Source organism: Pseudomonas sp. RL, assembly GCF_000647775.1.
Taxonomy (GTDB): domain Bacteria; phylum Pseudomonadota; class Gammaproteobacteria; order Pseudomonadales; family Pseudomonadaceae; genus Serpens; species Serpens flexibilis.
In genome coordinates this window covers 21,110-43,877 of sequence record NZ_JBOY01000008.1, presented here as the reverse complement: position 1 = coordinate 43,877, position 22,768 = coordinate 21,110, and the positions used below count along the sequence as shown (strand labels likewise).

Annotated in this window: 18 protein-coding genes; 5 read left to right on the top strand and 13 right to left on the bottom strand. The window is 66.3% G+C overall.

Going from position 1 to position 22,768, the window contains the following annotated elements:
* Positions 1-5: 5 nt before the first annotated feature.
* Together AS93_RS0102380 and AS93_RS0102375 are read left to right on the top strand one after the other, a co-directional pair.
* Positions 6-3,137 (top strand): efflux RND transporter permease subunit, encoded by a 3,132-nt coding sequence (locus AS93_RS0102380; RefSeq protein WP_027589093.1) that lies wholly within the window; start codon positions 6-8, stop codon positions 3,135-3,137.
* Positions 3,134-4,549, top strand: a complete 1,416-nt coding sequence (locus tag AS93_RS0102375) for an efflux transporter outer membrane subunit (protein WP_027589092.1) — start codon at positions 3,134-3,136, stop codon at positions 4,547-4,549. Before AS93_RS0102380 ends, AS93_RS0102375 begins: the two co-directional genes overlap by 4 nt.
* 112 nt (positions 4,550-4,661) lie before the next feature.
* Here AS93_RS0102375 and AS93_RS0102370 read toward each other — a convergent pair whose 3' ends face one another.
* From AS93_RS0102370 to AS93_RS0102345, 6 genes are all read right to left on the bottom strand, one after another.
* The gene (locus AS93_RS0102370) at positions 4,662-6,569 is read right to left on the bottom strand and encodes a beta-ketoacyl synthase (RefSeq protein WP_027589091.1); all 1,908 of its coding nucleotides are present in this window, start codon (positions 6,567-6,569) and stop codon (positions 4,662-4,664) included.
* Between the two features lie 261 nt (positions 6,570-6,830).
* Complete coding sequence (gene dctM, locus AS93_RS0102365; RefSeq protein ID WP_027589090.1) at positions 6,831-8,114, bottom strand: C4-dicarboxylate TRAP transporter large permease protein DctM; 1,284 nt, start codon at positions 8,112-8,114, stop codon at positions 6,831-6,833.
* On the bottom strand, positions 8,114-8,752 hold the full coding sequence (locus AS93_RS0102360; protein WP_027589089.1) for a TRAP transporter small permease: 639 nt from the start codon (positions 8,750-8,752) through the stop codon (positions 8,114-8,116). The genes dctM and AS93_RS0102360 overlap by 1 nt, the downstream gene beginning before the upstream one ends.
* A gap of 140 nt (positions 8,753-8,892) precedes the next feature.
* Entirely contained in the window at positions 8,893-9,885 is a 993-nt protein-coding gene (dctP, locus tag AS93_RS0102355; RefSeq protein WP_027589088.1) for a C4-dicarboxylate TRAP substrate-binding protein DctP, read from the bottom strand.
* 246 nt (positions 9,886-10,131) lie between these two features.
* Positions 10,132-11,520 carry a sigma-54 dependent transcriptional regulator gene (locus AS93_RS0102350; protein ID WP_027589087.1) on the bottom strand — a complete coding sequence of 463 codons (1,389 nt, stop codon included), beginning with the start codon at positions 11,518-11,520 and terminating at the stop codon, positions 10,132-10,134.
* Positions 11,517-13,331 (bottom strand): ATP-binding protein, encoded by a 1,815-nt coding sequence (locus AS93_RS0102345; RefSeq protein WP_027589086.1) that lies wholly within the window; start codon positions 13,329-13,331, stop codon positions 11,517-11,519. The genes AS93_RS0102350 and AS93_RS0102345 overlap by 4 nt, the downstream gene beginning before the upstream one ends.
* A gap of 230 nt (positions 13,332-13,561) precedes the next feature.
* Here AS93_RS0102345 and ahpC point away from each other — a divergent pair, with 230 nt between their 5' ends.
* From ahpC to AS93_RS0102330, 3 genes are all read left to right on the top strand, one after another.
* Positions 13,562-14,125 carry an alkyl hydroperoxide reductase subunit C gene (gene ahpC / locus AS93_RS0102340; RefSeq protein WP_027589085.1) on the top strand — a complete coding sequence of 188 codons (564 nt, stop codon included), beginning with the start codon at positions 13,562-13,564 and terminating at the stop codon, positions 14,123-14,125.
* A 242-nt stretch (positions 14,126-14,367) separates the two neighbouring features.
* Positions 14,368-15,921, top strand: a complete 1,554-nt coding sequence (ahpF, locus tag AS93_RS0102335; protein ID WP_027589084.1) for an alkyl hydroperoxide reductase subunit F — start codon at positions 14,368-14,370, stop codon at positions 15,919-15,921.
* Between the two features lie 184 nt (positions 15,922-16,105).
* Positions 16,106-16,573: a cytochrome c gene (locus AS93_RS0102330; RefSeq protein ID WP_027589083.1), complete on the top strand. Its 468-nt coding sequence runs from the start codon at positions 16,106-16,108 to the stop codon at positions 16,571-16,573.
* Positions 16,574-16,672: 99 nt separating this feature from the next.
* On the opposite strand, the gene AS93_RS0102325 is transcribed toward AS93_RS0102330, so the two are convergent.
* The 7 genes from AS93_RS0102325 to AS93_RS0102295 all read right to left on the bottom strand — a co-directional run bounded on the left by AS93_RS0102325 (position 16,673) and on the right by AS93_RS0102295 (position 22,632).
* On the bottom strand, positions 16,673-17,359 hold the full coding sequence (locus AS93_RS0102325) for a cytochrome b/b6 domain-containing protein (protein WP_027589082.1): 687 nt from the start codon (positions 17,357-17,359) through the stop codon (positions 16,673-16,675).
* Between the two features lie 142 nt (positions 17,360-17,501).
* Positions 17,502-18,635: a glycerate kinase gene (locus AS93_RS0102320; RefSeq protein ID WP_027589081.1), complete on the bottom strand. Its 1,134-nt coding sequence runs from the start codon at positions 18,633-18,635 to the stop codon at positions 17,502-17,504.
* 11 nt (positions 18,636-18,646) lie between these two features.
* On the bottom strand, positions 18,647-19,414 hold the full coding sequence (locus AS93_RS0102315; RefSeq protein ID WP_027589080.1) for an ABC transporter ATP-binding protein: 768 nt from the start codon (positions 19,412-19,414) through the stop codon (positions 18,647-18,649).
* Complete coding sequence (locus AS93_RS0102310; RefSeq protein ID WP_027589079.1) at positions 19,414-20,214, bottom strand: ABC transporter permease; 801 nt, start codon at positions 20,212-20,214, stop codon at positions 19,414-19,416. Before AS93_RS0102310 ends, AS93_RS0102315 begins: the two co-directional genes overlap by 1 nt.
* 43 nt (positions 20,215-20,257) lie before the next feature.
* Positions 20,258-21,271: an ABC transporter substrate-binding protein gene (locus AS93_RS0102305; protein WP_027589078.1), complete on the bottom strand. Its 1,014-nt coding sequence runs from the start codon at positions 21,269-21,271 to the stop codon at positions 20,258-20,260.
* Between the two features lie 135 nt (positions 21,272-21,406).
* The gene (locus tag AS93_RS0102300; protein ID WP_027589077.1) at positions 21,407-22,024 is read right to left on the bottom strand and encodes a hemolysin III family protein; all 618 of its coding nucleotides are present in this window, start codon (positions 22,022-22,024) and stop codon (positions 21,407-21,409) included.
* Positions 22,025-22,122: 98 nt separating this feature from the next.
* Positions 22,123-22,632 (bottom strand): demethoxyubiquinone hydroxylase family protein, encoded by a 510-nt coding sequence (locus AS93_RS0102295; protein ID WP_027589076.1) that lies wholly within the window; start codon positions 22,630-22,632, stop codon positions 22,123-22,125.
* Positions 22,633-22,768: the final 136 nt, after the last annotated feature.

Sequence of the window (22,768 nt, the reverse complement as noted above, 5' to 3'; positions counted from 1 at the left end):
TCGTCATGCCTAATTTCTTCATTGACCGCCCAATCTTCGCCTGGGTGATCGCCCTGGTGGTCATGCTCGCCGGCGGTCTAGGGCTGCTGCAGTTGCCGGTCAGTCAGTACCCGAGCATCGCCGCGCCCTCGGTGAACATCAGTCTCGTCTACCCGGGCGCCTCGGCGCAGACCGTGCAGGACACCGTCATTCAGGTCATCGAACAGCAGATGAGCGGCCTGGATGGCATGCGTTACATGTCCGCCGAAGCCAACAACGACGGCACCGGCTCGATCAAGATTACCTTCGAGCAGGGCACCGACCCGAACATCGCCCAGGTTCAGGTGCAGAACAAGCTGCAGCTGGCCACCCCGCTGCTGCCGATGGAAGTGCAGCAGCAGGGTATCCGCGTCACCAAGGCGGCTGGTGGCTTCCTGATGGTGGTGGCGCTGGTGTCCAGCGATGGCCGCTACAGCAACATCGACCTGTCCGACTACGTGATTTCCAACATCCAGGATCCGCTGTCGCGGACCCCGGGCGTGGGTGACTTCACCGTGTTCGGCTCTTCCTACTCCATGCGTATCTGGCTCGATCCGGCCAAGCTGGTGAGCTTCGCGCTGACGCCCATGGACGTCAGCAACGCCATCAAGGCGCAGAACGTGCAGGTCTCCACCGGCCAGCTCGGTGGCCTGCCGGCGGTTCCCGGCCAGCAACTGACCGCCACCATCATCGGCAAGACCCGCCTGCAGAGCCCGGAAGAGTTTCGCAACATCCTGCTCAAGGTGAACCAGGATGGCTCCCAGGTGCGGCTGAGCGATGTGGCGCGCGTCGAAATGGGCGCCATGCGTGAGAATATCTCCGCCAAGTACAACGGCAAGCCGGCCACGGGTATCGCCATTACCCTGGCCACCGGCGCCAACGCCCTGGCCACCGCCGAAGCGGTGCGCGACACCATCTCGCGCCTGGAGCCGTTCCTGCCTGAAGGCATGGAAGTCGTGTATCCGTTCGATACCACCCCGGTGATCTCGGCGTCCATCTCCAGCGTGGTGATGACCCTGTTCGAGGCCGTCGTGCTGGTGTTCCTGGTGATGTACCTGTTCCTGCAGAACTTCCGCGCCACGCTGATCCCCACGTTGGCGGTACCGGTGGTCCTGCTGGGTACCTTCGGCGTGCTGTATCTGTTCGGCTACAGCGTCAACACCCTGACCATGTTCGCCATGGTGCTGGCCATCGGCCTGCTGGTGGACGACGCCATCGTGGTAGTGGAAAACGTCGAGCGGGTGATGGTCGAGGACGGCCTGCCGCCCCGCGAGGCGACACGCAAGTCCATGGGGCAAATCCAGGGCGCGCTGGTGGGTATCGGCATCGTGCTGTCCGCCGTGTTCGTGCCGATGGCTTTCATGGCCGGTTCCGTGGGCGTGATCTACCGCCAGTTCGCCATCACCATCGCCTCGGCCATGACGCTGTCGGTGCTGGTGGCGCTGATCTTCACCCCGGCACTCTGCGCGACCCTGCTCAAGCCAATCGCCAAGGGCCATCATGAAGCGAAGCGCGGCTTCTTCGGCTGGTTCAACCGCACCTTCGAAAACGGCGTGCACACCTACGAGGGTGGCGTGCGGCGCGTGCTGCGCAACCGCTGGTCGTTCCTGGGTATCTGGGTCGCCATCGTGGTGGCCGTGGGCGTGCTGTTCTTCCGCGTGCCGGCCGCGTTCCTGCCGCCGGAAGACCAGGGCGTGATGTTCGTCCAGGTGGTCGCGCCGGTAGGTGCGTCCTTCGAGCGCACCGAGAAGATGGTCGACCAGATGCGCGACTACCTGCTCACCGAAGAAGCCGATGCGGTGGAAGGCGTGATGAGCGTGCAAGGCTTCAGCTTCGCCGGTCGTGGCCAGAACGCCGCTATGATGTTCGTCGGTCTGAAGGACTGGGCCAAGCGTCCCGAAGCCAAGGACGCGGTGTTCGCGCTGCAGCAGCGCGCCCAGGCTCGCTTCTTCCAATACCGCGACGCCATGGCCTTCGCCATCGTCCCGCCGTCGGTGATCGAACTGGGCAACGCCTCGGGCTTCGACGTCTACCTGCAGGACATGGCGGGTCTCGGCCACGAGGCGCTGATGAACGCCCGTAACCAGTTGCTCGGCATGGCCGCGCAGCACCCGGCCCTGGTCGGTGTGCGGCCCAACGGCCTTAACGACGAACCGCAGTACCAGATCCTCATCGACGACGAGAAGGCGCAGGTGCTTGGCCTGTCGATGAACGACATCAACAACACCCTGTCCATCGCCTGGGGTTCGGCCTATGTGAACGACTTCATCGACCGCGGTCGGGTGAAGAAGGTGTTCATGCAGGGCGAGGCGCATGCGCGCATGAACCCGGAAGACCTGGACAAGTGGTACATCCGCAACAACAAGGGCGAGATGGTGCCGTTCAGCGCCTTCGCCACCGGTACCTGGACCTACGGCTCGCCGAAGCTGTCGCGCTACAACGGTGTGGAATCCATCCAGATCCAGGGCGGCGCCGCGCCGGGCTACAGCACCGGTGACGCCATGGCGGCCATCGAGGAGATCGCCGCCCAGTTGCCCAACGGCATCGGCATCAGCTGGACCGGCCTGTCGTTCGAAGAGCGCATGTCCGGCAGCCAGCTGCCCATCCTGCTCGGCCTGGCGCTGCTGGTGGTGTTCCTGGCCCTGGCCGCCCTGTACGAGAGCTGGTCGATCCCGTTCGCGGTCATGCTGGTGGTGCCGCTGGGCCTGATCGGTGCCGTGCTGTTCACCCTGGGACGCGGCCTGACCAACGACGTGTTCTTCCAGGTGGGCTTGCTGACCACCATCGGCCTGACCGCCAAGAACGCCATCCTGATCGTCGAGTTCGCCAAGGACCTCTACGACCAGGGCATGGACCTGGTCGACGCGGCGGTGGAAGCCTGCCGCATGCGTCTGCGTCCGATCGTCATGACCTCGCTGGCCTTCACCATGGGCGTGGTGCCGCTGGCCCTGGCCACGGGTGCGGGTGCCGGCAGCGCGCATTCCATCGGGACCGGCGTGGTCGGCGGGATGCTCACCGCCACCGTGCTGGTGATTTTCTGGGTGCCCCTGTTCTTTGTCGGGGTGACCGCGCTGTTCAAGACCCCGCGCAAGACTGAGCGCAACGGAGAGGCACGATGAAGAAGTCCGCATTGACACTGGCGCTGGCGGCAGCGCTTGCAGGCTGCTCCCTGGCTCCCGACTACCAGCGCCCCGAATCGGGGTTGCCGGAGCGCTGGACCCCGGCCGCGCTGCAGGCCGACGCCGGCCAGGTAGCCAACGTGCCGGCCGCCGAGCTGGGCTGGCAGGGGTTCTTCCGCGATGCCCGTCTGCAGCAGCTGATCGGCATTGCCCTGGAGAACAACCGCGACCTGCGCATCGCCACCCTCAACGTCGAGGCGTTCCGCGCCCAGTACCGTGTCCAGCGCGCCGACCTGTTCCCGGGTGTCAGCGCCGATGCCGCCATGAGCCGCAGCCATACGCCCGAAACGGTTAATCCGCTGGCCGCTGGCACCAGCACCCAGTACAGCGCCACCCTGGGGCTGTCCTGGGAGCTGGACCTGTTCGGCCGGGTGCGCAGCCTGCGTGACCAGGCGCTGGAGCAGTACTTCGCCAGCGAGGCGGCGCAGCGCAGCGCGAAGATCAGCCTGGTGGCCTCGGTGGCCAACGCCTGGCTCGCGCTGCAGGCCGACCAGGCCCTGCTGCAGGTGGCCCGCGACACGCTGAAGACCTACGAGGAAAGCCTGGCGCTGACCCAGCGCAGCTTCGACGTGGGCGTCGCCTCGGCATTGGACCTGAGCCAGGCCAAAACCGCCGTAGAAAGCACCCGTGGTGCCGTATCGGTGTACAGCCGCCTGGTGGCCCAGGACCGCAACGCCCTGACCCAACTGCTCGGTGGCCCAGTGCCCGAAGAGCTGCTGGAGGCGACTGCCCTGGAGAGCGACCTGCTGGCCGAAGTGCCGGCCGGCCTGCCCTCGGACCTGTTGCGGAATCGCCCGGACATCCTGCAGGCCGAACACCAGCTGCGCGCCGCCAATGCCAACATCGGTGCGGCGCGGGCGGCGTTCTTCCCGCGCATCGGGCTGACCGGTGCGGCCGGCTTCGCCAGCGGCGAGCTGTCCGATCTGTTCAGCTCGGATGCGGACTACTGGAGCTTCACACCGAGCATCAGCGTGCCGATCTTCAACGCCGGCCGCCTGCGCGCCAACCGCGACTATGCCGAAGTGGCGAAGAACATCCAGGTGGCGCAGTACGAGAAGGCCATCCAGGTAGGCTTCCGCGAAGTGGCCGACGGCTTGGCCGCGCGTGCCACTTACAGCGATCAGGTAAACGCGCAGCGCAACCTGCTTGCAGCCAGTGAGGAGTACTACCAGCTCGCCGATCGTCGCTACCGGGGCGGGGTGGACAGCTACCTGAACCTGCTGGTCGCCCAGCGCCAGCTGTTCGCGGCGCGCCAGCAACTGATCGGCGACCGCCTGGCGCAGCTGGTCAGCGAGGTGGACCTGTACAAGGCCCTCGGCGGCGGCTGGCTGGCCGACGAGCCACAGGGCTGATTGCTTCGTTGCAATGCAAAACGCCGCCCCTCGGGGCGGCGTTTTTGTTGGTGCCGGGCCCCGTGCCGGGGCCATGGTGGACAAGGAAGGCGTTGTCCACCCTACGGGCAGGTTACTCCACCATGTCCCGGTAGGGATTCTTGGCGGAGTAGCGCACCGGCAAGGCGAAACCGGGGACCTGCACGCCCTGGTCGTCGATCTGCAGGGCGTGCTCGTCGATCATTTCCTCGCCGAAGCGGTAGAGCACGTCGAGCTGGCCGCGCAGGGCCTGCTGGTCGTAGGCGCTGGCGGCGGCGCGGGTGGCCTCGCGGCGCTCCTGGTAGGCGGCGAAGGCCGCCTCGCCGTGGCGCTTGCGCAGCATGCGCTCGACCACGTGGGGCGCCAGCACGTAGGCGCTGGCGTTGTTGCCGCCGAAGCCCTTGGAGTTGAGGAAGCAGACGTCCATCGCCTGCTCGCCCAGCTGCAGGTCGCGGGTGGCGATGCGCAGGCGCTGCTGATGCACATCATCGGCCACGCGGTCGATGGTCTTGATGCCGGGGATGATGCCGTACTTGAAGGTGCCCAGCGCAGCCACCAGCTGGTCGGCGCTGGCCGGGGCCAGGGAGTGGCCGACATAGGCCTTCACGGCCGCTACCGGCCAGTCCTGGATGCCGAAGGCTGCGGCGATGCGGTCGATCAGCTCGGATTCGGTGACCCGGTTGGCCGGGGTGCTGGAGCCGTGCGCATGCACGAAGCTGCGCTGGCGCACGCCGTCCTCGCCGACCAGCTGCATGGCGCTGGCCACGGCCTTGGCCAGGGTCAGGTAGTTGCCCGGGCCGGGGGCGGAGATGGAGCGCTTGAAACCGTCCGCGTTGACGAACACTTCCGGCGTGGCGCCGTGGATGTCGGCACCCAGCTCCAGCGCCAGGGCATCGTCCATCAGCACCACGAACTGGCAGGACTCGGCCAGGGTGAAGCCGCAGTTCTCGCCGAACGGGCGACTGGCGCGGCGGAAGTCCACCTCGTCCCTGCCTTCGATGTGGCGCAGGCCTTCCTCGGTGGCCAGGGCGCTCATCGCGCCGTAGCCGTCGATGCACTCGACGGTGATCGGCGCCTCGCTGTTGCCGACCACCGCCACGCGGGCGCGGCCGCTCTGGATGGCATCGATGCCCTTCTGCAGGTTGTACAGGAAGGTCGCACACGCGCCGGACATGGCGCCGGTGCTGCCGACACTGCCCAGCACGTAGGCGTTGATGAAGTCCGCCGGCATGGTGTTCAGGCCCAGCGGCAGCTGCTTGGAGGTGACCCGGCCGCCCTTCAGGCGCGCCTGCATCAGGCCGCCATAACCGTTCTCGTCCAGCTGGCTCATGATGCTGCCGGCGTACACGGCGATCTCGTCCGGCGCCACGCTGGCGGTGATGCGTTCCCAGTCGATGCCGATCGAGCGCAATGCGTCGGTCATGCCAACGATGGTCATCTGCAGGCCGCGCGGGTGAAACCGGGAGTTGTACAGCTCACCCGGCTCGAAGCCGGTCGGCAGCTGGCCGGCGGATTTCACCGGCAGCGGCCGGTAGCTGTCCACCTTGACCTCGCAGCTGCCCTGCAGGAAAACCCGCACCTGGCTGCCGGACAGCGGTTCCACCGTCCAGTTGGCCGGCAGCGGCTCGGGCAGCTGCTTGCGGCTGGTGACGAAGCTCAGCGGCTGGCCCTCGACGCTGTCCAGCACCAGGCTCTTCTGCCAGTGTGCGGCGTCGACATCCAGGTGCTGCTTCTCGATGCGGCGGATCAGGGTGTGCTCGAGGATGTATGCGCCGAAGCGCTGTTCGATTTCGGCCGGGGTGATGATCAGTCCGTCGGCGTCACGGTAGGCGCCTTCGCTGTAGCTCACCTGCCTCATCATCACCGCCAGGCCTGCCAGGGTCTGCTGGCGGGTTTCGCTGTCCAGGGATTCGATGACCATGCGCCGGAAGCCGTGATGGAACGAGCTGCGTCCGGCCGAGTTGTAACCACCGAAACCGACTATGACAGGTAAGCGAGACATGACCCGGGATACTCCTCACGCAAAGGGTCGGCGCGGTGGGACGCGCTGACCGGGAATTTGTCGCGCCTGCAGACGACGAGGCACGTTCTTGTGGACTGCCTTGCTTGACGCAGTGTCTGACCATGAAGTCACGGATGTCACCCATTGGTCGGAGTTCCCCGCCGGGCGGCAGAAACGCGAAAGCCCGGCGCGGGGCCGGGCTTTCGGTTGGGTTTCCCCTCTCCCCTGATGGGAGAGGGGCTGGGGAGAGGGTGAAGCGCCTTACGGCATGCCCAGCCAGTTCGGCAGCGCCAGGGAGACGGCCGGCACGTAGGTGATGATCACCAGGAAGACCAGCAGCAGGCACAGCCAGGGCATGGCGGCGCGGATCACCTGCGGTACGGTCATGCCGGTCACCGCCGAGGTGACGAACAGGTTGAGGCCCACCGGTGGCGTGATCAGGCCGATCTCCATGTTCACCACCATGATGATGCCCAGGTGGATCGGATCGATGCCCAGCTCCACGGCGATGGGGAACAGGATGGGCGCCAGGATCAGGATCACCGCGGACGGCTCCATGAAGGCGCCGGCGATCAGCAGCACGATGTTAACCACCAGCAGGAACTGCCAGGGCTGCAGGCCCAGCTCGACCACCCAGGCGGTGATCTGCTGCGGAATCTGCTCGGTGGTCAGCACGTGGGCGAACAGCATGGCGTTGGCGATGATGAACATCAGCATGATGCTCAGCTTGCCGGACTCCAGGATCACCTGCGGGACCTGTTTGATCGTCAGGTCCTTGTACACGAAGATCGCGATGAACGCCGAGTAGACGGCGGCCACGGCGGCGGCTTCAGTGGGGGTGAACATGCCGGAGTAGATGCCGCCGAGGATGATCACCATCAGCAGCAGGCCCCACAGCGCCTTGCGGCCGGTGCTCAGCCACTGGCGCAGCGAAGCGCGAGGCATGGCCGGCAGGTTCTTCTTCACCGCGACGATGTAGATGGCCACCATCAGCGCCAGGCCGAGCAGGGCGCCGGGGATCACGCCGGCGACGAACAGCTTGCCCACCGACTGTTCGGTGGCGGCGGCGTACACCACCATCACCACCGACGGCGGAATCAGGATGCCCAGGGTGCCGGCGTTGGTGACGATGCCGGCGCCGAACGCCTGTGGATAACCGGAGCGCACCATGCCGGCGATGGCGATGGAGCCCACGGCGGCCACGGTGGCCGGCGAGGAGCCGGACAGTGCGGCGAACAGCATGCACGCCAGCACTGCGCCGATGGCCAGGCCGCCACGGATGTGGCCGACGCAGGCGTTGGCGAAGTCGATCAAGCGGCGGGCCACGCCACCGGTGGTCATGAAGGCGCCGGCCAGGAGGAAGAACGGAATGGCCAGCAGGGTGTAGTGCTCGGACGTTTCGAACAGTTTGATGGCCAGCGAACGGACCGAGTCCTCGCTGAAGATCATGATGGTGAGCGAGCCGGCCAGGCCGAGGGACACGGCGATCGGCACGCCGACGAACATCAGCGCGAAGAGGACGGCGAACAGGAACAGGATGGACATTACTTGCGCTCCTCGGTGTCGTCGTGCTGTGCCAGATGTGCCGCTTCGGCGGCCTCGTCAGCCAGGCCCAGGCCGGTCTGCTGGCCGCGCAGGATGCGCACGAAGATTTCAAAGAAGCGGATGAAACACAGGGTGAAACCCAGCGGCACGATCAGTGCGATGTGCCACTGCATGATGCCGAAGTGGCCCAGATCCTCGGCGCCGATCTGCGCCTTCATCAGGGTGGCCACCCACTCCATGCTGGACTCGGCCAGCAGGCCGGCATAGCCCAGGCAGATCAGGCAGGCAACGATGCCGATGGCGCGCTGGGTCTTGTGCTTGAACAGCTTGACGATGGCGTCGACGCCGATATGGCCGGCGGTGCGCACGCCGTAGGCGATGCCGAAGAAGATCAGCCAGGCGAACAGCGCCTTGGTCAGCGCGTTGCTCCAGGTCATGGCCTGGGCCATGGACAGGATGGCGTCGCCGACATTGAACCAAAAGTCTTCCAGGCTCGGCATTTTCTCGGCGAACCAGTAGAACATGGTGTACAGGTTGTTGAGCGCGACATAGACGAAGGTCACCAGCGTCATGGCGCCGAGGAGAAATGCGATGAACATCTCCTCGAAGTGGTCCCAGATGCGCCGCAGGGCGTTCATGGATGACATCTCCCGATGGGTTGAACAAACGTCGCGAGAGCGACCAGAAGCCGTACCTGGCAGTTTTCAGTCTTGTTATTACCGCAGGTCCCGCGGCATCGGAGCGGGCACGCCGAAGCGTGCCCGCTGGGCCAGAAGGCTTACTTCTGGTTGGAGGCCTGGGCGGCCTTGATCAGGTCGGCGCCGATTTCGCCTTCGAACTTCTTCCACACCGGCTGCATGGCTTCACGCCACTTGGCACGCTGCTCGGGAGTCAGGGTGATGATTTCGGTGGTGCCGGCAGCCAGGATGCGCTGCTTGTCGCCTTCGTTCAGCTCGTAGGCCAGGCGGTTAACCTCGACGCTCACCTCGTCCATGATGCTGCGCAGTTCGGTGCGCACGTCAGCCGGCAGGCCTTCCCAGAACTTGGTGTTGGTGATCACCATGTAGTCCAGCAGGCCGTGGTTGGACTCGGTGATGTACTTCTGCACTTCGTGCATCTTCTGCGAGTAGATGTTCGAGTACGGGTTCTCGGCACCGTTGACCACGCCGGTCTGCAGGCCCTGGTAGACCTCGGCGAAGCTCATCTTGCGCGGGTTGGCCTTCAGCGCCTTGAACTGCTCGTCCAGCACGGCGGAAGCCTGTACGCGGAACTTCAGGCCGCGGGCGTCCTTCGGCTCGACCAGCTTCTTGTTGGCGGACAGCTGCTTCAGGCCGTTGTGCCAGTAGCCCAGGCCGGTGATGCCCTTGTCCTGCATGGAAGCCAGCAGCTTCTGGCCGCCTTCGCTCTTCTGGAAGCGGTCAACGGCTTCGATGTCGTCGAACAGGAACGGCAGGTCGAAGATCTGGATGGCCTTGGAGTAGTGCTCGAACTTGGCCAGCGACGGGGCGATGATGTGTACGTCACCCAGCAGCAGCGCTTCCATTTCCTTGCCGTCACCGTACAGCGAGGAGTTCGGGTAGACCTCGACCTTCACCTTGCCCGGCAGGCGCTCTTCGGCCAGACGCTTGAACATCAGCGCGCCCTGACCCTTCGGGGTGTTTTCCGCCACGACGTGGGAGAACTTGATGGTGATCGGATCGGCCGCGTGGACCAGCCCGGCGACGCTCAGGGACAGTGCGCAGGCGACAGCCTTGGCAGTTAGCTTGAACATGGTTGGGTACATCCTCTTTGTTGTGTGTATCGCTAGGCGATGACGCTGAACTCGGTCAGCCATGCTCGCGTCTGGTTGTTGGAACTTCTCGACGCGAACACGGGCAGAGCTTGGACCGAAAACGGCGACAAGGCGACTAGCAATTGGTATGCCAAATACCCGCAATCCTGTAGTGCCCCTGCGGGCGGACTACAGGGAAGGCGGCGCAGGCTGCATGACAGGCGACTTTTGGCGGGTTTCCGCCGGTCAGTCGAGAGCTTCTGGCGGATTCCCGCCAGCGTCGTGAACTGCCAGGCCGTGCTTGCGAAGCTTATCGTGCAGCGTCTTGCGTGGAATGCCCAGCGCTTCGGCCAGGCTGCGCAGAGAATTGTGCGGACGCGCCAGTTCGGCCGCGATCAGCGCGCGCTCGAAGGCTTCCACCTGTTCGCTGAGGCCGCCCGGCGTGCCGGTCGCCGGCCCCGGTGTCTCGACCTCCAGGCCCAGGCCCAGGCCGAGGGCGAAGCGCTCCGCGGTGTTCTGCAGCTCCCGCACGTTGCCCGGCCAGGTGTGGCGCAGCAGCTGGGCGCGCTGCGCGGCGCTGAGCGGTACCACCGGCAGGCCATGGCGCTGGCTGGCGGCGCTGGCGTAATGCTCGAACAGCAGCAGGGCATCCTCGCCACGCTCACGCAGCGGGGCGATCTTCAGCGGCGCGACGTTCAGGCGGTAATAGAGGTCGGCGCGGAAGCGCCCCTGGTCCGCCGCCTGGCGCAGGTCTTCCTTGGTGGCGGCGATGACCCGGATATCCAGGGGAATCAGTTGGTTGGAGCCCATGCGTTCCACTACACGCTCCTGCAGCAGGCGCAGCAGCTTGACCTGTACGTCCAGGCTCATGCTCTCGATCTCATCGAGGAACAGGGTGCCGCCGCTGGCGTGCTCGAACTTGCCGATGCGCCGCTTGGCGGCGCCGGTAAAGGCGCCAGCCTCGTGGCCGAACAGCTCGCTTTCCACCACCGACTCGGCCAGCGCGCCGGCGTTGATGGCCACGAACGGGCCGTCGCGGCGGGCGGACAAGTCGTGCAGGGCGCGCGCCACCACTTCCTTGCCGGCGCCGGTTTCGCCGAGGATCAGCACGTCGGCGGAGGTGGCGGCCAGCGCGGCGATCTGGTCGCGCAGGCGCTGCATCACCGGTGAGCGGCCAAGCAGTCGCACGTCCAGCTGCTGGCGGTCGGCCAGGGCCAGGCGCAGGCTGCGGTTGTCCAGCACCAGGCGGCGCAGGTCGAGGGCGCGGCGCACGCTCTCCAGCAGCTGTTCGCTGGCGAAGGGCTTCTCCAGGAAGTCGTAGGCGCCGGCGCGCATGGCCTGCACGGCCAGCGGCACATCGCCGTGGCCGGTGATCAGCAGCACCGGCAGCTCCGGGTCGCGCTCGTGGATCTGCGCCAGCAGCTGCAGGCCATCCAGGCCGGGCATGCGGATGTCGCTGACCACCACGCCCGGCCAGTCGCGACCCAGGCGCGCGGCGACGCCTTGCGCGTTGTCCAGGGCCAGCACCCTGAGGCCGGCCAGGTCCAGGGTCTGGCTAAGGGCCAAGCGCAGGTGGGGGTCGTCGTCGATCAGCAGGACCTGGATCTGGTTGTCGATGGCGGCTTCCGGACTCATGCGGACAGATCCTCCGGCGGATAGGGGTTGGTTCCGGGTTCGGCCAGGCGCAGGTGCAGGATCAGCTGCGCGCCACCCTCGGGATGATTGCCGATCTGCAGCTCGCCGCCCAACGCGCGCATCAGGCTGTCACAGATCGCCAGGCCCAGGCCGAGGCCCTGGGTGCTGGTCTTGGTAGTGAAGAACGGCTCCAGCGCATGATTCAGCGCCTCCTGGCTGAAACCACGGCCGTTGTCGCGCAGGCTCAGGGACACGCCCTGTTCATCATGGCGTGCGGCGATCCACAGCTTGCGGGGCAGTGGTCGCTCGGCGAGGGCGTCAAGGGCGTTGGCAATCAGGTTGCTGAGCACCTGGCGCAGGCGGGTCTCGCCGGCCTGCACCCACAGCGGCGCATCCGGCAGGTCGCGGATCAGCTCGACGTCCAGGGTGCGGCGGCGCTGGGCGTGCAGGGCCAGGGCGTCGTCCAGCGCCGGCTGCAGCGCCATGCTCTCCGGGGCATGCCGATCGCGGCGGGCGAAGGCACGCAGGTGGGCAATGATCGACGCGGCGCGGGCGGTCAGCGCGCTGATCTGCTGCAGGTTGGCATTCACCTCGTCGTGGCGCTGATGCTCGAGCAGGATGCGGGCGTTGTCGGCGTAGCTGCGGATCGCCGCCAGCGGCTGGTTGAGTTCATGGCTGATGCTGGCGCTCATGGTGCCCAGCGCCGACAGCTTGCCGGCCTGCACCAGCTCGTCCTGGGCGCGCACCAACTCCTGCTGGGCCTGCTCGCGCTCCAGCACTTCCTGCTTGAGGCGGCTGTTGAGGCTCTCCAGGTCTCGGGTGCGCTCCAGCACCCGCGCCTCCAGCTCGCGCTGTGCGCGGGTGCTCAGTGCGATGCGATCCAGGTAGTGACGCTGGCGCTGCAGCCACAGGCCGTAGAGGGCGAGGATCGCCAGCAGGGCGATGCCGCCCCCGGCCAGGATGCTCTGTACCGGGCGATCCAGCTGGCTGGCGGGGGTCAGGATGCTTACCGTCCAGCCGATCTCGTCCAGCTGGCGGCTCTGCTGCAGCCAGAGCACCGGGTCCAGCTCGAGCTGCTGCAGGTCGAGGGTCGGGTAGGGCCGATGCAGGGCGATGGCCTCTTGCTCCTCGGCACGCAGCGGCCGCGTGGTGCGAAAGCGCCAGCCGGGGTAGGAGGTGAGAATCGCCACGCCCTGGCTGTCGGTCACCAGCAGGCGCTCCGGTGAATTGCCCCACAGGGTTTCGGTGCGGTCCAGGTCCAGCTTCACCACCAGCACGCCGACGCGTTCGCGGCCATGCTCGATGGCCTGGCCGAAGTAGTAGCCGCGCTTGCCGGAGGTGTTGCCCAGGCCGAAGAAACGTCCCAGGCGCCCGTCCATGGCTTCCAGGAAGTAGGGGCGGAAGGCGAAGTTGCGGCCGACGAACGAGTCCGGCTGGTCCCAGTTGGAAGAGGCGATGGTCAGTCCGTCGGCGCGCATCAGGTAGATCACGTCCGCGCCGGTCTGATGCTTGAGGCGCATCAACTGGTGGTTCGCCAGCTCCAGCGAGGCGCTGTTGCTCGGGCTCAGCAGCGCATTACGCAGCACCGGCAGGTTGCCAAGTATGCCCGGCAGGGTTTCGTAGCTGCGCAGCGTGCCCAGCAGATTGGCGACGTAGAGGTCCAGCGTCTGGCGGTTCTGCTCGGCCAGACGCGCGCTGTAATAGCGTTCGGCAAGCTCATGCAGCGGCCAGAGCAGCAGGGCCAGCAGCAGGGCGAGGATGCCCAGGTTGCGCCAGCGCGGCCTGTTCGAGGAAACGGAAGGTTGGGTCATGCGGCTTGGTGTGATTCGGCAAGGCCATAGGGTCGCCGGAACGCCGGCGCGGTTCAAGCGCGACGGACGGAGCGCTTGAAGGGTCGGACGACTGTCCCCATCCTTTATGAGATGGCCGTTATTGGCTGAGTCTATTAGCAGGATTTAGTTAATAAATTAGTGCTTGTGGGGCAATCGGCTAAGATGGCCCCCATCCAAACGTTGCAACCCACCCTCCAAGGAGTCAGTGAATGTCCGTTATCAACACCCAGATCAAGCCGTTCAAAGCTCAAGCGTTCAAGCAGGGCAAGTTCATCGAAGTCACCGAAGCCGACCTGAAGGGCAAGTGGGCCGTCTTCTTCTTCTACCCGGCCGACTTCACCTTCGTCTGCCCGACCGAGCTGGGCGACGTGGCTGACCACTACGCCGAGTTCCAGAAGCTGGGCGTCGAGATCTACTCCGTGTCCACCGACACCCATTTCACCCACAAGGCCTGGCACGACAGCTCCGAAACCATCGGCAAGATCCAGTACACCATGATCGGCGACCCGACCATGCAGATCAGCCGCAACTTCGAAGTCCTGCGCGAAGACCAGGGCCTGGCCAACCGCGGTACCTTCATCGTTGACCCGGAAGGCATCATCCAGGCCGTGGAAATCACCGCCGAAGGCATCGGCCGTGACGCTTCCGACCTGCTGCGCAAGGTCAAGGCCGCCCAGTACGTCGCCTCCCACCCGGGCGAAGTCTGCCCGGCCAAGTGGAAGGAAGGCGAAGCCACTCTGGCTCCGTCCCTGGATCTGGTTGGCAAGATCTAAAAACGGCGGCAAAGCCGCTCAGCATCGCCGATGCGGCGTTGCAATCAGGCTCGGGCTGCTCATTTACAGCTCGTAAACTCCGCGCCCTCGCCTGATTGCGCCTTGCCTCGGCTTCGCTGACCTGCTTTGCCATCCGTTTTACGCTACGGGAGTTTTTACCGGCTCCCCTCTAGCCCGACGCCCGGGCGCGATCCGCCCGGGCGTTTTGTTTCCGGAATTTATTACACGGGGTACCGCACACCATGTTGGACGCCAATCTTAAAACCCAGTTGAAGGCCTACCTCGAAAAGGTCACCCAGCCGTTCGAGATCGTCGCGTCCCTCGATGATGGCGCGAAGTCCCAGGAGATGCTGGGCCTGCTGCAGGACATCGCCGGTCTGAGCGACAAGATCAGCCTGCGCACCGACGGCAACGATGCCCGCAAGCCCTCGTTCTCCCTGAACCGCATCAACGGCAACATCAGCCTGACCTTCGCCGGTCTGCCGATGGGCCACGAATTCACGTCCCTGGTGCTGGCCCTGCTGCAGGTCGGCGGCCATCCGTCCAAGGAAAGCCAGGACGTCATCGAACAGATCAAGGGTCTGCAAGGCGAATTCAACTTCGAGACCTATTTCTCCCTGTCCTGCCAGAACTGCCCGGATGTCGTTCAGGCGCTGAACCTGATGGCCGTGCTGAACCCGAACATCCGCCACGTCGCCATCGACGGCGCGCTGTTCCAGGACGAAGTCGAAAGCCGCCAGGTGATGTCCGTCCCCAGCATCTACCTGAACGGCGAAGTGTTCGGCCAGGGCCGCATGGACGTCGCGCAGATCCTCGCCAAGCTGGACACCGGCGCCGCCTCCCGCGCCGCCGACACCATGAACGCCAAGGACGCCTTCGACGTGCTGGTGGTCGGTGGCGGCCCGGCGGGTGCTTCCGCCGCCGTGTATGCGGCGCGCAAGGGCATCCGTACCGGCGTGGCGGCCGAGCGCTTCGGCGGCCAGGTGCTGGACACCATGTCCATCGAGAACTTCATCTCCGTGAAGGAGACCGAGGGTCCGAAGCTGGCCCGCGCCCTGGAAGAGCACGTCAAGCAGTACGACGTGGACATCATGAACCTGCAGCGCGCCAGCAAGCTGATTCCGGCCGGCGCCGACGGCCTGCACACCGTGGAATTCGAGAACGGCGGCCGCCTGCAGGCCAAGACCGTGATCCTCTCCACCGGTGCCCGCTGGCGCGAAATGAACGTGCCGGGCGAGGCCGAGTACAAGGCCAAGGGCGTGTGCTTCTGCCCGCACTGCGACGGCCCGCTGTTCAAGGGCAAGCGCGTGGCGGTGATTGGCGGCGGCAACTCCGGCGTCGAAGCTGCCATCGACCTGGCCGGCATCGTGTCCCACGTGACCCTGCTGGAGTTCGGTGAAAGCATGCGTGCCGACGCCGTGCTGCAGGCCAAGGTGCGCAGCCTGCCGAACGTCACCATCCACACCCTGGCGCAGACCACCGAGGTGCTGGGCGATGGCCAGAAGGTGACCGGCCTGGTCTACAAGGACCGCACTACCGAGCAGCTGCACACCGTCGAGCTGGAAGGCATCTTCGTGCAGATCGGCCTGCTGCCCAACAGCGACTGGCTGAAGGGCACCGTCGAGCTGAACCGCTTCGGCGAGATCGTGGTCGACGCCAAGGGCCAGACCAACATCCCCGGTGTGTTCGCCGCCGGCGACGTCACCACCGTGCCGTACAAGCAGATCGTGATTGCGGTCGGCGAGGGCGCCAAGGCTTCTCTAAGCGCTTTCGATCACCTGATCCGTCAGGGCTGATCACAAAGAAAAAATGCCTGCGTGCAAACGGGCGAACCCCGTGGCGAAAGCCACGGGGTTTTTTATTGCAGGGTGTTTCCATACGCCCCTGGGTATCGAAGGTGAAGGTTGTGTCCAACCCGACGGAAGGCGACCATTGGCGCTTCGACCATGGGGTCGTGCTGTTACCCAAAAGGAGAACACCGTGAAAGCTCTTGTCATCGGCAGCCTGAGTGCCGTACTCGCCGCCGCCAGCCTGACCGCCAACGCCCAACTGAGCGTTGAGGACCAGATCCAGTACCGCAAGGCCGGTTACCAGTTCATGTCCTGGAACATGGGCAAGATCAAGGCTCAGGTCATCGACGGCAGCGTGCCGTTCGACGCCGCCCAGGTGCAGGCTTCCGCCAACGCCATCGCCGCGTTGGCCAACTCCGGCATGGGCGCGCTGTACAGCCCGGACAGCGTGCAGGGCAAGGCCCCGGTGAAGACCCGCCTGAAGCCCGAATTCTTCCAGAACCTGGAAAAGGCCGGCCAGATCGGCGGCCAGTTCGTGCAGGCCGCCAACACCCTGGCCAGCGAAGCCGCCAGCGGCGACCAGGCGCGCATCCGCAAGGCCTTCGGTGACGTCGGTGCCGGCTGCAAGGCCTGCCATGACAACTTCCGCGCCAAGTAAGCGGAACGCAGCGTTACGCAAAAGGCCGATCATTCGATCGGCCTTTTTGTTTGGGATGTCCCGTGCAGGTTGCGGCGGCCGGAAAAAGCGCCGACCGCGTTACCAGCTCAACGCCGGCGGCGGGGTGGCCGGTTTCGGCGGTTCCAGCCACTGTGGCGCCTGCTGCAGCGCCCAGACCGCCGCCAGGCTGATGAGCAGGGCGAACAGGAACGCAACCAGGCTGCCGCCACGGGCGGCCTGTTCCGGTGCCATCTCCGTGTCACGGCCATGCAGCATGGCCTGCACCAGTTTCTTGCCCCGCAGCTGATACGCCAGGATGGCCAGGATATGCAGCCCGACCAGCAGCATCAGCAGGTTCTTCAGCTGGCGGTGGATGTCGGTCAGCCACAGGCTGGTTTCGGTGTCCACCAGGCGGGCCAGCGGGCCACGCAGGGCGATGTCGTCATAGGCCAGCAGACCGGTTGCCGTCTGGGCGATCAGCACCGCGATCAGGGCCAGCACGGACAGCGCGCCCAGCGGGTTGTGACCCGGCTCGCGCCATTCGCCGCGCAGGTAGCGGCCCATCGCGAGCGGCGCGCTGACGATGGCGCTCCAGCGGGCATAGGTGGAGCCCAGCAGGCCCCAGAGCAGGCGGAACACCAGCAGGCCGGCGACGAGCATGCCCAGATCGGCGTGCCAGCTCATCCAGTTGCCGCCGGCCAAGCCTGTCGCGATCGCACCCGTCACGCTCAGCACCAGCAACCAGTGAAACAGCCGCAGCGGCAGGTCCCAAACCCTCTGTGTCATGTTCGACTCCTCGACATCCAGCGTGCGCCGGCGTCTGGAATGGGGATTGCCGGCGGGCGACATGGTATCCGCTCGGCTCGGAGCGGAGCAGTGCGAGTGCGTGACAGAGTGCCTCAGCGGGCCATGGAGTGGCCCGGATGCGTCAGTGGCGGGCAGCCTGCCAGAGTCGGGCAATATCGGTGGCGCGGGCCTGCAGCAGACCGGCCGCATCGGTGCAGGCCTGCTCCAGCGTGGTCGGGCCGGGCACCAGGCTGAAGGCCGCGGTGATGCCGGCGGTGTACAGGCGCTGGTAGCCCTCGCCCAGGCTGCCGGCCAGGGCGATCACCGGCACGCTGGCGGCGCGGGCGATACGGGCCACGCCCAGCGGGGTCTTGCCGTGCAGGGTCTGCGCATCCAGGCGACCCTCGCCGGTGATCACCAGCGCAGCACCCTGCATGGCGTCGGCCAGGCCGCAGAGCTCGGCGACCACCTCGATGCCGGGTCGGAAGCGGGCACCCAGCAGGGCGCGCGCCGCAAAGCCCAAACCGCCGGCCGCGCCCGCACCCGGCTCGGTCGAATGATCCGTGCCCAGCGCGGCAGCCATCCGCGCGGCGTAATGGGCGAGCGCCGCATCCAGCAGGCAAACCTGCTCCGGGCTGGCACCTTTCTGCGGGCCGAACACCGCGGAGGCACCGTGCGGGCCGCACAGCGGGTTGTCCACGTCCGCCGCGACCAGCACCGCCACCTGGGCAAGGCGCGGGTCCAGCCCGGACAGATCGATTTCCGCCAGTTGGGCCAGCGCCGCGCCACCGGGCGCCAGCGCCTGCCCGGCGCTGTCCAGCAGACGCACACCCAGGGCGCGCAGCAGGCCGGCGCCGCCATCGTTGGTGGCGCTGCCGCCCAGACCGAGGATGATGCGCTGCGCGCCGGCGTCCAGGGCCTGGCGAATCAGCTCACCGGTCCCCGCGCTGCAGGCACGCAGGATGTCGCGCTGCTCCGGGGGCACCTGATGCAGACCACTGGCGGCCGCCATCTCGATCACTGCGGTGTCGTCCGCGAGCCAGCCCCAATGGGCCTCGACGGGCGTGCCCAGCGGGCCGCTGACCGTGCAGGTGCGCCGTTCGCCACCCAATGCCGCCAGCACCGCGTCCACCGTGCCTTCGCCACCGTCGGCCATCGGTCGCAGCAGGCACTCGGCGTCCGGGAACACCGCTCGCCAGCCTCGCGCGATGGCCTCGGCCACCTGTGCGGCGGCGAGGCTTTCCTTGAACGAGTCCGGGGCGATGACGATCTTCATGGGCGACTCCGCTAGGGCTGGCGCTCGTCCTCGCGAATCGCCTTGAGGACCTGGCGCTGCAGCGCGATGAAGGCGGTGCTGGTCGCCATCTCCTCGTGGCGCGGGCGGCCCAGTTCGACGGGGAAGCTGGCCTTGATGTGCCCCGGGCCACGGCCCATCACCACGATGCGGTCGGACAGGTAGACCGCCTCCTCGATGTCGTGGGTGACGAACATCACCGTCAGGCGATGATGCTCCCAGATGCGCGTCAGCAACTCCTGCATCTGATGGCGGGTCATGGCGTCCAGCGCGCCGAAGGGCTCGTCCATCAGCAGGATCTTCGGCCGGTAGGATAGCGCCCGGGCGATGGCCACGCGCTGCTTCATGCCGCCGGACAGCTCGTTCGGGTAGGCCTCGGCGTAATCGTTCAGGCCCACCAGTTGCAAGTGCTCGTCGGCGATGCGCCGGCACTCGCCACGGGTGCGACCCGCGGCCTTGAGGGCGAACTCGATGTTCTCCCGCGCGTTCAACCAGGGCAGCAGGGTGTAGGACTGGAACACCACGCCGCGGTCCAGGCCGGCGCCGCGAATCGCCTCGCCATCCACCAGCACCTGGCCGCTGTCGAAGCCTTCCAGGCCGGCTGCGATCGACAGCAGCGTGCTCTTGCCACAGCCGGAGGTGCCGACCAGCGAGACGAATTCGTTGTCGTGCAGGGTCAGCTCGATGTCGCGCAGCACCTGACGTTGCTCACGGCCGTGGGGGAAGCTCTTGTTGAGTCCACGGATTTCCAGGGTGGCCATCAGCGACGTCTCCGGTTGTAGCGGAACAGCACGCGCTCTGCGGCGCGCATCAGCTGGTCGGTGACCAGCCCCAGCAGGCCCAGCAGCAGGATGTAGCCGATGATGGTGTCGGTCTGGAAGAAGCGCTGCGAGACGGTGATGCGGTAGCCCAGGCCGGAAGTCGCCGCCACCAGCTCGGCCAGGACCAGCCAGGTCCAGGCCCAGCCGAGGCTGATGCGCAGGGCATCCCAGATGCCGGGCAGGGCGCTGGGCAGCACGATGCGCAGCAGGATGGCCGGATCGCGCATGCCCAAGGTGCGGCCCAGGCCGATGAAGTCCGGCGGCACGCGCTTGACCGCGTCCATGATCATCAGCACCTGCTGGAAGAAAGTGCCGATCCAGATGATCAGGAATTTCTGCACATCGCTGGTGCCGGCCCAGAGGATGGTCAGCGGCACGAAGGCCACCACCGGCATGTAGCGGATGAAGTCCACCAGCGGCTCGCTGGCCGCCTTCCAGAAGCCGTAGCAACCGGCCAGGGTGCCGATGACGATGCTCATGGCCGAGGAGATCAGGAAGGCCACGCCGATGCGGTACAGGCTGACCTTCAGGTCGGCCCACAGGGTGCCGTCGGCTGCCAGCGACAGCATGCGGGCCAGGACGTCCGCCGGGGCCGGCAGGAACAGCCTGGGCACCAGGCCCGAGGCGGTGGACAGGTACCAGGCCAGTCCGAGCAGGACGAAGACGCCGAGCCCGATCAGCCAGTAGCTGCGGCGGCCGGGGGGCTGGCCGATGGTGAACAGGGAGGAGCGTTGAGTCATGTCGAGAACACCGCCCCGCAGTCCGGCGGGGCGGTGCGGGGGCTCACTTCAGGGCTTCGACGAATCGCGTGTCGAGCAGTTGGGCAGGAGATACCGGTTGCGGCAGCAGGCCGGCGTCGCCGGCGGCCTTGGTGATGTGGCGCATGCTGGTGTTGATGAACTCGCCCTGCACCTGCAGGTCGCGCTGGTTGTCGGCCAGCGAGTAGAACTTCACCCCGGCGAACGCGCTGTCCAGCTCGTCGGCGCTGGCGCCGACACCACGGGCGATGATCGCCTGGCCCTGTTGCGGGTTGGCCTGGTAGAAGCGGTAGGCCGCTTCCCAGCTGCGCAGCAGCGCCAGTACCTGGCCGGGACGTTTCTGCAGCATCTCGTCGCGCACCACCAGCACGTCGCTGATCAGGCCCGGATCGTCGGAGCCCTGGTACAGGGTTCGGATGTTCGGATTTTGCTGGGCGGCCACGCTCAGGTACGGCTCGTAGGTGACGGCGGCCGGCACCTGGCCGGCGATCAGCGCACTGCCGGCCGAGGAGGCGGGCATCGGTACCGGGCGGATATCCGCCAGGGTCATGCCGGCCTTGGCCAGCGCGCTGTGCAGCAGGATGTCGCTGGTGGTGCCTTCCTCGTAGGCCACGGCCTTGCCCTTGAGATCGGCCAGGGTCTTGATGGACGGATCGACGATCAGCGCATCGGCGCTGGTGCTCTGGTCCAGCAGCATGACGATCTTCACCGGCAGGCCGGCGGAGACCATGGCCATGGCGGTGTGGGTGGCCAGGTTGCCGGCGTCGATGCGCCCGCTGGCCAGCGCCGCGTTCATGTCCTTGTCTTCGTTGAAGTTGATCAGCTCCACCCCCTGCAGACCATTGGCGGCAAAGTGGCCTTGCTCGTCGGCGACATACCACTGGCCATAGCCCAGCCAGGGTTGCATGCCGAGTTTGACGGTACCGCTCTCCGGCTTGAGATCGGCGGACGGGGCGGCGGCAATCGCCGGCGCTGCCAGCAGGGCGAGGCTGGCGCTGGCCGCAAGGTTTCGCAGCTGGGACAGGATGGACATGGGCATCGATGCTCCGCGAATGGAAGTCAGGTTATGCGCACCGGGGGCTGCGCATGCGCGAAGCATTCTACGGGAAAGCGGCGGGAAATAGCGTGCCAGAGCATCGCGGCGGGAGCGATGCGGGTCACTTCATGCAAGGAACTAGATCACATATCCGCCAATGGCCACGAAGTGCAGCGAGCTGCCACCGACCACGAACAGGTGCCAGATGCCGTGCCAGTGGCGAAAGCGTGTGTCGTAGACGAAGAACACGATGCCCGCCGTATACACCACGCCGCCGGCCAGCAGCCAGGCGAAGCCTTCGCCGCCCAGGTTGCGCAGCAGCGGGCCGATGGCAATCAGCACGATCCAGCCCATCACCGCGTAGATCACCAGCGACAGGACGCGGGCTTCCGAGCGTGGCTTGATCTCCTGCAGCATGCCGATGATCGCCAGACCCCAGACGATGCCGAACAGCGTCCAGCCCCAGGCGCCATTCAGCGTTACCAGGCAGAAGGGCGTGTAGCTGCCGGCGATCAGCAGATAGATGGACAGGTGGTCCAGCTTGCGCAGGATGCGCTTCGCCCGTCCGCGCACGCTGTGGTAGACGGTCGAGATGGTGTAGAGCAGCAGCAGCGTGGCGCCGTAGATGGACACCCCGACGATCTTCCAGGGATCGCCATCCAGGCTGCTGAGCACGATCAGCCACACCGAGCCGGTCAGGGCCAGCAGGGCCCCGGCCAGGTGGCTCCAGGCGTTGAAGCGTTCACCGTGATACATGCCGTTTCTCCTTGTCCGTGCGCCGCCAGTATAAGCATGCCGCCGTGAACAGGCAGTGACGGTTTCGGTCGTCATCCCTGACGGCGATGTCCTCCGGCCTAGCGCTTGGCCTCCGTTTCCGGTGCTGCGGAACGGCGCAGGAAGGCCTGGGTGAGTTCCGGCAGATGCTGGCGCAGCCAGTCGGACATGGCGATTTCCTGCTGCAGGATCGCCTCGCAGACCCGGTGGGTCTCGGTGTCCTGGGCGACCTTCGCGGCTTCGATCAACACGGTGTACGAGGCGATTTCCATGTTCTCGAACACGTAGCCGCTCATGGCGCCCTTGATGACCTCGTCACTCATCATCATGCCGACCATGCCCTGCCCGAAGGCCATGACCTTGCCGGAAATGTCCTTGAGCGTGGACGGGCTGCTGCCCAGACGCTGCAGACAGGTTTCCAGCTGGGCCCGCTGGTGGTGGGTTTCTTCCAGGTGCTGCTGAATGCGGGCACGCAGCTCCGGGTAATGCTCCAGCCGCTCGACCTGGGAGGTGAGCATTGTCTCGGCCTGTTGTTCCATGGCATGCGCATCGCGCAGCCAGTCGAGCAGGTTTTCTTGTGGGGTAGCCATTGCTTCGCGCCTCCCGATGCAGGTGAGCTTCTGAGAGCCGGTGGTGCCCCGGGGTGTTCAGGAAAGAGGACAGATGGAGCGCCTGGCCGGCCGCGAGTGCCGCCCATCGAATGGCTGCAACTCCCTCCCCGCGGCT

Excerpts from the sequence above, each read along its gene's own strand:
- AS93_RS0102325 (WP_027589082.1), bottom strand. The coding sequence starts at position 17,359 with ATGACACAGAGGGTTTGGGACCTGCCGCTGCGGCTGTTTCACTGGTTG.
- AS93_RS0102320 (WP_027589081.1), bottom strand. The coding sequence starts at position 18,635 with ATGAAGATCGTCATCGCCCCGGACTCGTTCAAGGAAAGCCTCGCCGCC.
- ahpC (WP_027589085.1), top strand. The coding sequence starts at position 13,562 with ATGTCCGTTATCAACACCCAGATCAAGCCGTTCAAAGCTCAAGCGTTC.
- AS93_RS0102380 (WP_027589093.1), top strand. The coding sequence starts at position 6 with ATGCCTAATTTCTTCATTGACCGCCCAATCTTCGCCTGGGTGATCGCC.
- ahpF (WP_027589084.1), top strand. The coding sequence starts at position 14,368 with ATGTTGGACGCCAATCTTAAAACCCAGTTGAAGGCCTACCTCGAAAAG.
- AS93_RS0102305 (WP_027589078.1), bottom strand. The coding sequence starts at position 21,271 with ATGCCCATGTCCATCCTGTCCCAGCTGCGAAACCTTGCGGCCAGCGCC.
- AS93_RS0102315 (WP_027589080.1), bottom strand. The coding sequence starts at position 19,414 with ATGGCCACCCTGGAAATCCGTGGACTCAACAAGAGCTTCCCCCACGGC.
- AS93_RS0102370 (WP_027589091.1), bottom strand. The coding sequence starts at position 6,569 with ATGTCTCGCTTACCTGTCATAGTCGGTTTCGGTGGTTACAACTCGGCC.
- AS93_RS0102310 (WP_027589079.1), bottom strand. The coding sequence starts at position 20,214 with ATGACTCAACGCTCCTCCCTGTTCACCATCGGCCAGCCCCCCGGCCGC.
- AS93_RS0102345 (WP_027589086.1), bottom strand. The coding sequence starts at position 13,331 with ATGACCCAACCTTCCGTTTCCTCGAACAGGCCGCGCTGGCGCAACCTG.
- AS93_RS0102350 (WP_027589087.1), bottom strand. The coding sequence starts at position 11,520 with ATGAGTCCGGAAGCCGCCATCGACAACCAGATCCAGGTCCTGCTGATC.
- dctP (WP_027589088.1), bottom strand. The coding sequence starts at position 9,885 with ATGTTCAAGCTAACTGCCAAGGCTGTCGCCTGCGCACTGTCCCTGAGC.
- AS93_RS0102295 (WP_027589076.1), bottom strand. The coding sequence starts at position 22,632 with ATGGCTACCCCACAAGAAAACCTGCTCGACTGGCTGCGCGATGCGCAT.
- AS93_RS0102300 (WP_027589077.1), bottom strand. The coding sequence starts at position 22,024 with ATGTATCACGGTGAACGCTTCAACGCCTGGAGCCACCTGGCCGGGGCC.
- dctM (WP_027589090.1), bottom strand. The coding sequence starts at position 8,114 with ATGTCCATCCTGTTCCTGTTCGCCGTCCTCTTCGCGCTGATGTTCGTC.
- AS93_RS0102375 (WP_027589092.1), top strand. The coding sequence starts at position 3,134 with ATGAAGAAGTCCGCATTGACACTGGCGCTGGCGGCAGCGCTTGCAGGC.
- AS93_RS0102360 (WP_027589089.1), bottom strand. The coding sequence starts at position 8,752 with ATGAACGCCCTGCGGCGCATCTGGGACCACTTCGAGGAGATGTTCATC.